Source organism: Duganella sp. S19_KUP01_CR8 (assembly GCF_036688705.1).
In the GTDB taxonomy this organism is placed as follows: Bacteria; Pseudomonadota; Gammaproteobacteria; order Burkholderiales; family Burkholderiaceae_D; genus Rugamonas.
The window spans coordinates 30,002-42,821 of record NZ_JAQQPR010000017.1 but is presented as its reverse complement, the minus strand read 5'-3'; the positions used below and the strand labels follow the sequence as shown (position 1 = coordinate 42,821).

Annotated in this window: 13 protein-coding genes; 4 read left to right on the top strand and 9 right to left on the bottom strand. The window is 63.1% G+C overall.

Annotated elements, in window-relative coordinates:
- The first annotated feature begins 16 nt into the window (after positions 1-16).
- From gatB to V6M89_RS17885, 4 genes are all read left to right on the top strand, one after another.
- Positions 17-1,492: an Asp-tRNA(Asn)/Glu-tRNA(Gln) amidotransferase subunit GatB gene (gene gatB, locus V6M89_RS17900; RefSeq protein WP_332854531.1), complete on the top strand. Its 1,476-nt coding sequence runs from the start codon at positions 17-19 to the stop codon at positions 1,490-1,492.
- Positions 1,493-1,673: 181 nt separating this feature from the next.
- Complete coding sequence (locus V6M89_RS17895) at positions 1,674-2,138, top strand: GNAT family N-acetyltransferase (RefSeq protein ID WP_332854431.1); 465 nt, start codon at positions 1,674-1,676, stop codon at positions 2,136-2,138.
- The gene (locus tag V6M89_RS17890; RefSeq protein ID WP_332854430.1) at positions 2,135-2,935 is read left to right on the top strand and encodes a lysozyme inhibitor LprI family protein; all 801 of its coding nucleotides are present in this window, start codon (positions 2,135-2,137) and stop codon (positions 2,933-2,935) included. Before V6M89_RS17895 ends, V6M89_RS17890 begins: the two co-directional genes overlap by 4 nt.
- Positions 2,936-2,938: 3 nt before the next feature.
- The gene (locus V6M89_RS17885) at positions 2,939-3,649 is read left to right on the top strand and encodes a hypothetical protein (protein WP_332854429.1); all 711 of its coding nucleotides are present in this window, start codon (positions 2,939-2,941) and stop codon (positions 3,647-3,649) included.
- A gap of 59 nt (positions 3,650-3,708) precedes the next feature.
- On the opposite strand, the gene V6M89_RS17880 is transcribed toward V6M89_RS17885, so the two are convergent.
- The 9 genes from V6M89_RS17880 to V6M89_RS17840 form a co-directional block, all read right to left on the bottom strand.
- Positions 3,709-4,347, bottom strand: coding sequence for a hypothetical protein (locus tag V6M89_RS17880; RefSeq protein ID WP_332854428.1), 639 nt, complete (start codon positions 4,345-4,347; stop codon positions 3,709-3,711).
- The gene (locus V6M89_RS17875; protein ID WP_332854427.1) at positions 4,344-5,381 is read right to left on the bottom strand and encodes a 5'/3'-nucleotidase SurE; all 1,038 of its coding nucleotides are present in this window, start codon (positions 5,379-5,381) and stop codon (positions 4,344-4,346) included. The genes V6M89_RS17880 and V6M89_RS17875 overlap by 4 nt, the downstream gene beginning before the upstream one ends.
- A gap of 213 nt (positions 5,382-5,594) precedes the next feature.
- Positions 5,595-6,506, bottom strand: coding sequence for an alpha/beta hydrolase family protein (locus V6M89_RS17870; protein ID WP_332854426.1), 912 nt, complete (start codon positions 6,504-6,506; stop codon positions 5,595-5,597).
- Positions 6,507-6,659: 153 nt separating this feature from the next.
- Positions 6,660-7,271, bottom strand: coding sequence for a hypothetical protein (locus V6M89_RS17865; RefSeq protein ID WP_332854425.1), 612 nt, complete (start codon positions 7,269-7,271; stop codon positions 6,660-6,662).
- Positions 7,268-8,455 carry a cytochrome-c peroxidase gene (locus V6M89_RS17860; protein ID WP_332854424.1) on the bottom strand — a complete coding sequence of 396 codons (1,188 nt, stop codon included), beginning with the start codon at positions 8,453-8,455 and terminating at the stop codon, positions 7,268-7,270. The genes V6M89_RS17865 and V6M89_RS17860 overlap by 4 nt, the downstream gene beginning before the upstream one ends.
- A complete protein-coding gene (locus V6M89_RS17855; RefSeq protein ID WP_332854423.1) occupies positions 8,456-10,609 on the bottom strand; it encodes an alkaline phosphatase family protein in 2,154 nt (717 codons plus the stop codon). It lies immediately after the preceding gene.
- A 30-nt stretch (positions 10,610-10,639) separates the two neighbouring features.
- Positions 10,640-11,191, bottom strand: a complete 552-nt coding sequence (locus V6M89_RS17850; protein WP_332854422.1) for a PEPxxWA-CTERM sorting domain-containing protein — start codon at positions 11,189-11,191, stop codon at positions 10,640-10,642.
- Between the two features lie 160 nt (positions 11,192-11,351).
- Positions 11,352-12,032: a hypothetical protein gene (locus tag V6M89_RS17845; RefSeq protein WP_332854421.1), complete on the bottom strand. Its 681-nt coding sequence runs from the start codon at positions 12,030-12,032 to the stop codon at positions 11,352-11,354.
- A gap of 5 nt (positions 12,033-12,037) precedes the next feature.
- Entirely contained in the window at positions 12,038-12,802 is a 765-nt protein-coding gene (locus V6M89_RS17840; protein ID WP_332854420.1) for a MipA/OmpV family protein, read from the bottom strand.
- Positions 12,803-12,820: the final 18 nt, after the last annotated feature.

Genomic DNA, 12,820 nt, shown 5'->3' with positions numbered 1-12,820 from the left:
GGAACGACAAGCAAACATAAGCGAGAACAATATGGAATGGGAAGTCGTCATCGGTCTTGAGAACCACGTGCAGCTCACGACCGAATCTAAAATTTTCAGCGGATCGCCGATCAAGTTCGGCGCCGACGCCAACACGCAAGCCAGCCCTGTGGACCTGGCGCTGCCTGGCGTACTGCCGGTGATGAACAAGCAGGCGGTGGACCGCGCGATTCGCTTCGGCCTGGCGGTCGGCGCGAAGATCGCTCCGGCGTCCATCTTCGCCCGCAAGAACTACTTCTATCCCGACCTGCCCAAGGGCTACCAGATCAGCCAGTTCGAAGACCCTGTCGTCATCGGCGGCTCGCTGACCTTCGGTTTCGAGAAGGATGGCGAATTCGTCACCAAGACCGTCAACCTGACGCGCGCCCACCTGGAAGAAGACGCCGGCAAATCGCTGCACGAAGACTACGCCGGCATGAGCGGCATCGACTTGAACCGCGCCGGCACGCCGCTGCTGGAAATCGTCTCCGAGCCGGAAATCCGCAGCGCCGCTGAAGCCGTGGCCTACGCCAAGGCGCTGCACTCGCTGGTGATGTGGCTGGGCGTCTGCGATGGCAACATGCAGGAAGGTTCGTTCCGCTGCGACGTCAACGTTTCGGTGCGTCGCAAAGGCGATGAGAAACTCGGCACCCGCTGCGAGATCAAGAACCTGAACTCGTTCCGCTTCATCGAAGAAGCCGTGCACGTTGAAGTGCGCCGCCAGATCGAGTTGATCGAAGACGGCGGCAAGGTGGTTCAAGCCACCCGCCTGTACGATCCGGACCGCAAGGAAACCCGCGAAATGCGCAGCAAGGAAGACGCGCAGGACTACCGCTACTTCCCGGACCCGGACCTGCCGCCGCTGGTCATCTCCGACGAGTGGATCGCCAAGGTGAAGGCTTCGATGCCGGAGCTGCCGGCCGCCATGCGCGCGCGCTTCGTCAGCGAATACGCGCTGCCGGAATATGACTCGCTGGTGCTGACCGCATCGAAGGCGATGGCGACCTACTTCGTCGCCGTGGTGGACAAGGCCGGCAAGGAAAACGCCAAGGCCGCCGCCAACTGGCTGATGGGCGACGTCTCGTCGACCTTGAACCGCGAAGGCGTGGACCTGGATCAATCGCCGGTATCGGCGGTGCAGCTGGCCGCCATGCTGAAGCGCATCGCCGACGGCACCATCTCCAACAAGGCCGCGAAAGAAGTTTTCGCCGGCATGTGGGAAGCCAAATCCACGGACGAGAACCTGGTTGACGCCATCATCGAAGCCAAGGGCCTGAAGCAGATCTCCGACACCGGCGCGCTGGAAGCGATCGTCAACGACGTCATCGCCGCCAACGAGAAATCGGTGGAGCAGTACCGCGCGGGCAAGGAAGCGGCGCTCAACTCGTTGATCGGCCAGGCGATGAAAGCCTCGCGCGGCAAAGCCAACCCGGCGCAGCTGACCGAGCTGCTGAAGGCCAAGCTGGCCGGCTAACAGCGGTATGTCAGGAAAGTCCGCCTGCCTGAGCGCGCTCAAGATCGCGTTCGGTGCAGGCGGTTTTTTTTTGCCTCTTTCCCCGTCCGTGAGAATGCGCGAGTATTCGCGGATCGCAAACTGCTATGCTGTTTAACCTTACGACTAAAGAATCAACGCAATGACCGATACGAGAATACGCTTGGCCGTTCCTGAAGATGCAGCGGCGATCGCCGCGATGGCCGTTGCGCTGACCGAAGAGATTTCCCAGCGCCTGGGCGTGAAAACCTTCAACCTGGACCCGCAGAAAACCGCCAGCCTGTGCCACGCCCTGCTGCGCGAGGAAAAATACCTCGCGCTGATCGCGATTGCGGAAGGCGAGGCGATTGGTTTCGTCGGCATCTCCGAAGGCCGCGCGCTGTACGCGGAGGGCGCCTTGGCGACCATGCAGGAATTCTTTGTCGCCCCGCCGTTCCGCGCCAACGGCGTCGGCGGCCTGCTGCTGAACGCCGCCGCGGAACTGGCGCGCAAGCGGCGCTGGAACCGGCTGGAAGTCTGCACCCCGCCGCTGCCGGAATTCGACCGCAGCCTGGCGTTCTATGAGCGTCACGGCTTCGAGATCACAGGCGGCCGCAAACTCAAGCGCCTCTTCACGGAAGCCCAATGAAAAAACTGATTGCCCTGCTGGCGCTGACGCTGTCCACGCTGGCCCACGCCACCACGATCGACTGGCCGTTAAGCTACGAGGGCAAGTCGAGCAATGCCTTCATCTGGGACAAGCGCGCCAAGTCGCTGATCGAGACTCGCCTTCCCGGAAAATTTTCCAGGGAAGTACTGTCGGGACTGGGCGGCCCGCCGGACCCGGTGTTTGTGGTGGATAAACGCTACGTCAGCGTATCGGCCTGCGAGGCGCACGCCTGTCCGTTCAAGGGCTTCTTCTGGATCGACACCCAGACCGGCCAAGGCCTGGGCGCGGATATCATCGACGGCGAACTGCGCCTCGGGTCCAACAGCCTGTCCGCACAACAGATTCCAGCGCCGGCACGCCGCGCACTGATCGACTGGATGAGCGCAAACGACGTTGCACCCGTCAGCGTTGTTTTCATCGACCGTGCCGGCGCCAGTACCAGCATGGACGCCGCGCAATTCAAGCCTGCGGCACGCTTCGAACCGGCAGCCGACGGTCCGTCCTATGATTGCAAGGCTGCCGCCACCAAGGTTGAAAAAACCATCTGCGCCGATGCGGCATTGGCCAAACAGGATCTGGCGCTGGCCAAGCTGGTCAAGGAACTGCGCCAAGGCTACGACACCATCGATGCCCGCAACCAGCTGCGCGACTTCCAGCGCAAATGGCTCAAGGAACGCGACGCCACCTGCGCCACCGCCGCCGACATCAATGCCTGCCTGGTCAAGCAGTATCAAACCCAGAACGACCGGCTGATGAACTGGATACCGGCACGTTAGGCGATGCGCTTCCTGGCCATCACCGCGCACGCAGCGGGCTTGCTCACGATAGGCGTCTGCATGGTGCTGCTGTGGTTCTACGGCTCCGTCGTCTTACCTGGCGAACTGCCGACGCATCCCGTCAGCGCAAAGCTGATCGCGCTGGCCCTCATGTTCGCCGCACCGGCATTCCCGATCCAGACCTTGTACCCAAAGCGACCAGCAATGGCGGCAGCTGCCATCGGCTGGATGCCGCTGTTCGGCAGCATTATGGCGGCGCCCATCGTCACTTCCGATATCGTATTGAACGGCGGCTTATGCTGGCTGACGATCATTGCCGGGGCATGGACAGCATCACATCTGCGAGGTGGAGCTGAACCGCACGCCTGGTTTCAGAGAGCGGTAATCGTCGCCGGACTGGCGATACTGTGTATCCCGGTCGTATTGATATGTGCGTTTGCACTCAACTCCTGGCGCGATGGCCGCGATGGCAAGATATTCGATCGCATCGAGTTGGGCGCGACACGCGCAGACGTCATCGCGATGATGGGCAAGGCCGACGTATCGCGTCCCTGCGGCGATAACCTTTGGTGGGGAGACGACTCATCGTACCGAGGCAAGAACGACGGCCGTTGCGTGACTGAAGAGCGCTACGAACACTTCCTCAGCGCCTGGGGCGTAGGCTACTCGGCGGAACACCGGGTCGTCTCCAAGTATCATTACTTTTCCGAGTAGCCCTGAATGCCTGAGCTCGTGTCCGAATGTCAGACTTGACCCCATCATCCTTTGTAGCATCAGCGATAGGCCAGCAAGTCCAGCACCGTGCTGCCGTTTTCGCCAACCAGTTGTAGCGCGGCGGGCGCCGTGTCTGCCGATGCCAGTGCCAGGCCTTTGTAGCTTCCTTCGGCGGAGCTGCCGCAGCCGCTGGCGGTCAACGTCAGCGCCGCTGCGCCGCCGTAGGTGGCGGTGAAGTCCACCTTGCCCGACAGTTTGCAATCGCTGCTGCCAGCGCTGATGGCGCCGTCTGCGGCCACCGTGAACAGCGCAGGCTTGCCGCCGATGAGGACCTGATAGCTGCCGGCCGCGTTGGACGGCGACAGCGCATTCAGCGCCACCACCTGGGTGCGGTCGTAGGCCAGCGTCACCATGCCGCTGCCGGCCACCGGTACACGGCGGCCTTTGCTGCCATCCACCACATGTATCACCGTGGCCGCACCATCGCCGTCGGCCGACAGCAGCACATAGCCCTTGCCATCCTTATTGGTGTAGATGCTGGCGCCGGACACCGTGTCGCCATTGGCATAACCTTGCAGCGCGCCCTCGCCCAGCGCCGGCACGCTGCTGGTCGGCGGCGGTTCGTTATTGGTCGAGCCATTGCATCCCGCCAGCCCGGCAACCACGGCCAGCAAGGCCACCTTCATCGAGTTGTTCATTGCGCGATCCCGTTCAATTTGATCTTCATCGCGTCCTCAAAGGCGCGGCGCGCTTGCGGCACGCCTTCGACCGGAGAAATCGTCACCGCAGTTTTCGTGGCGATCACATTGTCTTCCGACGTCGCGGCGGTGTCCTTGGGCAGCGTCACACCGCTCGGCAGCACCGTGCCGCCAGTGGCCAGGCTGATGCCCGGCACCGGGAAGTTGACGCCGGAAGCCACTGCCAGCGGGCTGTCCGACAGCTTCTCATAGAACGCCGGCAGGTAGCTGCTGGCTTTACCGATGCGGGTGAAACGGTACGGCAGCGCCGCGCCGGCGCCGGCGCTGAAGTCCGGCACGTTGACATTCAGCCCCACGCCATCAGGCATCAGCAGTCCGCCGGCCTTGGCCTTGTTGGCGATCAGCGTATCAACCAGCTTGACGACGATGCCCGCCACTTCATACACGCGATGCGATGCAGGCAGCGCGCCGCTCCAGGTGACCTGGGTGGTGGTGGCGTCGCTGACGGCCATTGCCGGCAGACCGCGATTGATCATGTAGACCAGGTTATTGAAAGTGCCGCTGCTGGCGTTGATCGCGCCGGTGTTGTTTCCTTCATTGGGGCCGGAGATCACCAGGTCGGGGGCGCCGCCCCACTTCTTCTTGGCCAGTACGTCGACGCCGTACAGGCAAGCAGCAACCGGCGTGCCGTTGACGTAGGAGACATCGGCATCGCCGGCATCGACGCCAACGCCGGGAGTCCCGGCGGCCAGGCCCAGCGCCACTGCGCCGCGCTCCTTGCCGGTCAGCGCGCCGATCGGGGTCAGGAAGGCGATGTAGCCGCCGCGGCCCGATTGATTGTCGATGGGCGCGGCCACCGCCACGCTATGCCCGGCGGCGACCAGCTTCGTTTTCAGCGCGCGCAGGTTGGCGGCGGTGATACCGTCGTCATTGCACAGCAGGATGTTCAGCGCGGAAGCCGGTGCGGCAGGCAAGGCAAAGACGCCGCACAAGGCGATGGCGCGCGCGGCGCTGTTGAAGCGGGAGGATGGCATGGCACTTCCTGTCGAATGAATAAGAACGCGGAAGTGTATTGATGCCGTGTTACGACAGCGTGACATGACCACCCTCCGCGCTTATACCGGCTATAGCGGCGAAGGTTATTCGCGCACACCGATCGGCCGGCTCACGCATCCACGGCGCGGCTCAAAGAACGCCACGCCACTTGCGCCACCGCCGACATCAACGCCTGCCTGGGCACGTGCGGTCTATGGCTTCGTCGGTGTCTGACGCTGCAGCCAGTTGACCACCGCAGCCGACAAGGCGATGCGGTGGTCGGCGAAAGAGTGATCGCTGTCGATAGTGAGGCTGCTGATCCTGCGCTTGTGCTGCGCCCGTATCACATCCGCCAGTGCCTTATTTTCAGCACCACCTCCCCGAGTGGCGCCAATCACCAGAGTCGGTGGTATCGCCAGCGCAGGGGCGAACATCATCAAGTCCCAGTCATTGGCATGGCGTTTCATCTCTTCGGCCAGACGCGCCGGATCGGTGCCTGTCAGACTGTTACCCATGTCGTCGCCCAGCCCCTCAAGCAGGGCGGCGAGCGTGTCGGGATGGGCCAGCAGATCTTTTCCATCACTGCCTGCGTTCCATGCATCGATCAACAATAGACCCGCGACGTCCGGGTGAGCAGCGGCGTAGAGCGCCGCCGCGAGTCCTCCCATACTGTGACCGCCGACGAACACGCGACCGGTATTGATGTTGAACCTGGTCGCGTTCTCAGGCAGCCGCAGGAAGACCATGGCCGCTTCCGCGTCTTGAATGGCGCCTTCGATGCTGAAGTTACCGGGAGATCCCCAGCTTCCTCGATAGTGCATCGTCAGCACGTTCCAACCTGCGCGGCGGACCGCCTGCGCCAGATCGAGATTCTGCTCGTTGCCCGGCAAACCATGCAGCAGCACCAACGTGGGTTTGGGACCTTTACCGGCCGCCCGCATCAGCAAAGCATTCATTCCAACGCCACCGCTCGGTATCAACAACTGCCGGTTAAACGCCGGATATTTTTCATCCCGGATGGGATCTGCGATGACCGCTCGTGATAGCGTTGCGCCCACGGCGTGCGTGCAGACCACCACCAGCAGCAAAGCGCCCAAAGCAGGGAGTCGTCGAAATAGGTTCATGGGGTGGCCGTCCTTTTAGATTGAACAGGCATTCTAATCGAGGATGGACAGACACGGCGGCCTACCGCTCGGTGCCCCTGGAGTTCGAGGTGGACTCGCGCCGGATTCAGTTCCCGCAGGTCGAAAATGGCGCTCTGCCGGAACTGATTCCGCTCACTCTTTGACGCCAACCCAGCGGCCGTTGTCCAGACGCAGGCGCTGCTTCATCTGCATCTGGCCCTCGCCCTGCATGATGTGGGCGATCATCGGGAACACCTGCTGCGCGGCCGGTTCGCGCATCCACGGGGCGGCGGCGAACTTGTAGGTGTAGCTGGCCGTTCCGGTCGAAGCATCCCACGCGACCACTTTCGCCAAGCCCAGTTTTCCGACGCAGAAATCGCCGGTGCGCGCGATCTTCTCGCCGGTCGGCGCGACGGTGCTGGTGTCACGCTTCAGGTAGAATTTTTTTCCCGCTTCGGTCAGGCTATAACGCTGCACCGGCACCTCCCGCTCGACGCCTTCGGCATTGCGGCGCACGACCGTTCCGCCGACCGCCTCCACCAACCCAAGCTGCGCCAGCACCGGCAGCTGCACCGCATCGCGGCTGCCCGCCTCGGCGTCGCCCGCAGCCACGTCGATGGGCCAATCGAACTTGCCGACGCAAACGTCGCCTTGCTGCGCCAGGTATTTGGCCAAGCCTGCCGCCAGCGCCTTGTTGCTGGGCTGCGGCGCGGCGTGCGCGGCGTGCGTGAAAACAGCAGCTGTGACGATCAAAATCATCTTCATTTTTTTACCACCAGGTCGTTATCGGTCAGCGTGTTGAGGAAAGCTTCCAGGTCCTGCATTTCCTGCTCGGTCATCGGCGGCTCGCTGCCGCGCTTGCGGCCATCGAGCGGCATCTGCTGATCCAGGTTGGCGCGATAGCGCTTGGGCAGGTCGTTATACTTTTGCACCACGCCTTTGACGGTCGGATACCAGCGCTCAGGATTGGTGTCGCGCGTGTTGTAGAAGCGGATCACGTCCTTCAGATTTTTCAACGCACCGTTGTGGAAGAAGGCCGAGCGCGTGGCGACGTTGCGCAGCGTCGGCGTCTTGAACATGCCGCAGTACTTGCCGCTGGCCGGACGCGGATGGTCGGGACGCTCGCAGATGCCCAGGTCGAAATAGGCGGCCTTCATATTGGCCGGGATGTCCTTGTTGCGAGGGACGCCTATCGCCGCATAGGTAAAGTCGGTGAACAGCTTGACGCTGCCGTTCAAGCCCGCGCCGTTGTAGTGGCACGCAAAGCAGTTACCCTTGTTTGGATCGCTGTAGACAGCAAAGCCGCGCATCTCCTGCGCCGTCAGGTCGCCGCCGATCTTGTTGCTGGAGTACAGATCGTACTTGCTGCTGTATGGGTGGAAGCTGTTGTCCTCCAGCTGGTACGCCTGCAGCGCCTCCAGCGCGTGCTGGAAGGCCGCCTTGTCGTTCCTGAACACGTCCTGGCCATACGCCTGGCGGAACTGCTCCGCGTATGCCGAGGCGCGCAGCTTGCGCACCACGTCGGCCGCGCTCTTGTTCGCCATTTCATGCTTCGCCAGCAGCGGTATGCGCGCCTGCTCGGCCAGCGTGGCGGCGCGGCCGTCCTGCGTGTGCCCGCCGCCTGGCCCCGGCGTGCTGATGCCGTCCGGGTTGTCCAGCATATCCTCATACGGCGGCGTGTATTCCTGGTAGCGCAGCGACGGCGTCGCGCGCACGCCGGCCGTGGTCAGCCTGGCGCCGCCCAGCTGCACCGCCAGTTTGTTCGGCGGCGCGTGGGCGCTCGCAGGGTCGTGGCAGGTGGCGCAGGACATTTTGCCGGAGCCCGACAGGGTTTGATCGAAAAACATCTGCTTGCCGATGTCGGCGGCGGCGCTCAACGGCGCCACCGCCGGCGCAGCGACGGCTTGCGCCGCCGCCACGCTGAGCACAAATATCAGTGCCAGTTTCATTTATTTGAGCGCCCAGCCGTTACGCTGATCGCCGTCCGGGCCGACCTGCTTGATGGTTGGGTAGCCGTTCTTCTGCACGTAGCCGGCCGGGATCACATACGAGTGATTCATCGGACGCACCGCATCGAAGTGCGCATCGGCGCTGCCTGCGTATTCCGGCAGGTTCAGGATGTTCGATACGATGAACTTCTGGCTGTACTTGGAACGGTTCATGTACGACCAGTCGTCCGCAGGATCGGCCAGCTGGAACATGTCCTGCAAGGTGCGCACCAGCGAGATGTGGCTGTAGGCGTCGCTGTCGACCACGCCCTTCGGCGCGCCCGGCTGGTTGTTCAATACGCCGAAGATGCTGGTGCCGTGGCCCTTGTTACCCTGCTTGTAGTTGGTGACCGCTTCCACCGACACGCTGCCGTCCGCGTTGCGCACCAACGGGCCCAGTGCCGCCGGCGTGCCGCTGGTGTTCCAGCCGCAGCAGGAATTGAAGCCGCTGGTGGCCGTGCCTTCGTCGAACATCATGACGATGGCGACGCGCTTTTGCGGATTGTTCCACAGCGGCGAAGCCTGGATCTTCTTGATCAGGTAATCCGTGTACTTATCGCCGCGATAGATCAGCGGATTGCCGGAGCAGTCGCTGGCCGCCTTGGTGGTGCTGCTGCCAGGCAGGGTACCGACCAGCGTCACGCCGTGCATGTCGTCGCACTGGTCCGGTTCCAGGATGTTGATCTGGCCGACGTCGCCGCTTTGCAGGTCGTCTCCGAACTGGTCGGCATTCCAGCCGGTCGGCGCGATCGCCGCCAGCGCCGCATCCCATTGGCCGCCGCCCAGCGTGCGGTTATTTTGCAGGAACTCCGGCGAGCTGCGCACGTTCTGGAAGAACACGCTGCCATTGTGCTTGGCCGCGTACAGCGCGCCGGCAAGGCGTACTTGCAGGCCAGGCGTGCCGATGGCGCCAACCGGCTCACCGGCCGTGTACAGATTGTCGGGGGCGACGATGGCGGCGTTTGCGGTGCCGTCCTTGCGCCAGTCGGCGCCCGGATTCTTCGACTCGCTGTAGACGCGCCAGCTCATGCCCTTGCTGGTCAAGGCGTTGAACAGATTCGGCTTGCCCTTGATATTGTGGTTGGTGGCGTTGGTACAGGCGCTCACGCCTGGCGGCAGCGGCAGGTCTTCAATCGCGTTGGCGGCGGCGGTGCCGTTCGGGTAGCAGTTGAAGGCGCTGTCGTCGGTGATGCCGAAGTCGTCGCCCGATGCGAAGGCCAGGCGATTCGGTTCGCTGGGATTGCCGGTGGCGTAGTAGCTGGTGAACTGGTTGCCGGCGTTGAGATAGGCGTTGATGCGCGGCGCGTAGACCGAGTTCTTGATCGACGACGTGGCCTTGTTTTCCAGGACTATCATGAACACGTGGTCGTAGCGGGGAATGCCTTCCAGATTCATCGCGGCCTGCTGCGCTTCCTTCATCGTGATCGCAGGGCCGGTGGCGCCAGGGTCCACAGCCAGTGCGGCTGGCGATACGTCATGGCGATCCACCATCCTGGCGGCGAAGGCGAAGCGGTTGCTGAGGATGACGGACTCCTTCAGCAGGTCGGCGCCGGCGGCGGTCATGTCGGCCAGCACGGTGTCGGACGAAACGTTCAGGCGCGTGGCCAGGTTGTTCTTGGCCGATTCAAAACTGATATGGTCCTCTTCCATCATGCGCACCGCTTCGGTGGTCAGCGGCGAGATCGCGACCTTGGCCGGCACCAGTGGGTTGATCAGCGCGGCCGATACCTGGTCGGCGGCGGCGCGCAGCACCATGCGTTGGGCGACGGCGTGGCCGCCGTTGATCGAGGAGGTCGACACTTCGGCCACCAGTGCGCCCGGCGTACGGGTGGCCAGCAGGAAGCTGCCGTCGGCCTTGCTCAAGGTACTGGCTTCGCCGGCGTCGCAGACGCCGTTGTCGTTGGCGTCAATGCAGACTTTGACCGACTGGAACACCGAGGCGACGGTGCTGGAGGCGGCGCTGGCGCTCGGCGAGTTGGAGATAACCGGCGGCGTGAACCAGGTACCGGAAACGACGCCGCGCACGGTGACAGGCGCGGTGGCGGCTTGGGCTGGCATAGCCAGTACCAGCACGGCGCCGGCAACGGCGCTCGAAATCAGGGTAGTTTTTAGCATGTGTATTCTCTCGTCAGTGGGATGGCGGCATCAAGCCTGGCGACGGCGGCGGGCGGCGGCGCCCATCAGACCCAGGCCGGCGATCAACATGGCGGCGCTGGCAGGTTCCGGTACCGGCGCGGCGACCAGCGACCAGCTGGCGTTCTGGGTCGGCTGGTCGAACGCCAGGTCGGTGCAGTTGCCGTTGCAATTGAGCGCGTAGGCCTGGTTGCCGATCAGCGCATCGCTGCTGGTGACGTAGTAGAAGTAGTTGTTGACCTTGGCGAAGTCGGTCTGCGGATTCGCATCGGCGAAGATGAAGTTGTTCTTGCCGGCGTTGGTGGAAACGACCGCTCCCGCAGCGCTGTTCCAGTCATGGGCGGCGGCATCCCACGATGCGCCGACCAGGGAACCGGTGAAATCGGTGCCGAGGAAGTTGACGTGCACGTTCGTGACATTCTCCACCAGGTCGCCGTTCAAATGACCCGACAGCGAACCGGTGATGGCGGAGCCGTCGCCGAAGGCATAGGAGAAGGTGAAGTTTTCAGCGTGCGCGGATGCGAACGCCGCCAGCAGGATGGCTGCGGAGCAGATTTTTTTCATAGTGGCTACCCGGTGTGAACAACGAAGGAAGAAGCGTGGCGCTTCTGTTTGGAGCAATCGCCGGTATGATGTATTTCTTTTATGACGCCACCGTGACATGCGGACAACGTTCGGTGTCAGATTTGTCACGCAATGTATCAAGCCGCCCGCAGTCCTGGGCTCACTCAAGCAGCGCGGCGATCGCCAGCGGCGTGCTGCTGGTGACGATCTGTCCCGCCTCCGGCAACGCCGCGAAGCGATAGGCGAATACCCTGAACGTGGCGACGACATCGCCGGCGAAGGCCGGCCCCTCTTTCGCGGTCAGCATGGTGACGGCGCCACCGGCCGCGTGGAACTGCACCTGCGAGCTGTCATTCCTCGGATAGGAGAACTGTACGCCGGCGCAGCTTTTTCCCGCCGCCTCGCCGGAATAGCGCAGATAGGCCAGCAGCTGGTCGCAGGCGGTGCGCAGATCGACGGCCGCGTAGACGCCGTCCGGCCGCGTCACGATCGATACCCAGGCGCTGGACTTGAGCTGTCCCGCCTTGCGGTTCACCGTCAGTTCCGCGTTGTCGTCATACGCCGCTTTGGAAAACGGGAACACTGCGCGCCCCAATGCATCGAGCGGCAGCGCCAGGTGCGTGGCCTTGCTGTTGAGTGTCAGCCGCAGGCCGTCCATGGACACGCTCTTGTCGCGCGGCCGGATCCGGAAGTGATTCTGCAAAAACTGCTTGGGCTTGCCGTACTTCTCGAACCAGATCATCTGTCGATAGGCGTCCCGATACTCGACCCAGTCGGAATCCTCCTGCGCGCTGGCGAACGCCGGCAGCAAGGCAAAACAGAGCAGGAGGAGTTTGAACATGCCGATTAAAACCGGTAAGCCAGTCCACTGGACCAGGTGATGAAGTTGCGGCGATCGACGAACGGCGCGCCGGCCGGCCCGCTGCCCAGCCGCGTGCCCGTCACCGAACTGTTGACCAGCCACTTGCTGCTCAAGGCCCAGTTCCAGTTGACGCCTGCGCTCATCGTCATCACGCCGGCGGAAGGACGGTAGTCGCGCACGCCGCCGGTGGCGGTGCTCACTTCGTACAGCTCGCGCATCACCGGATCGCTGGCCAGCGAAACGCCGGCCGACATGGTCACCGTGTGGTGCGGCGCCGGCGAAGGCAAGGTTTTCTGCACGCCGACGTAGCCACGAAAACCACGCGCGCTGGTGTCGTACATCAGGTTCGATGTCACGCGCGCTTCATAGCCAAGGTAGTAGTTATAAAACCCGCCGACATCCAACGAGCCCCTTATCGGATGCGTACCGCGCAGACGCCGGCTCTCGCCAGGGTTGCGCGAATCGCTGGCAAAGATCAGCGGCCCATATTCCACGCCCGCTGTTTCAGACAGGTGCATGCCCAACACCCCATTGGCCGATGCAAATATGCCGTTGCTCCATTGGACCTGGAACAGCGGCCGCAGGGTCATCGGGCGCGAGTCGCCCTCCGCAGCAGCTGTCCTGGTGGTGAACGCCAGCCCCGCGTACATGTCCTTGCTCCCATCGGGCATCATCAACTCGGTGGTGTTTTCGGCCAGCGCCGGACCGCACGCGGCCAGCAGCAAAATTAACGGGGATAGCTTACTCATGTACTCCTTCTGTTTTTC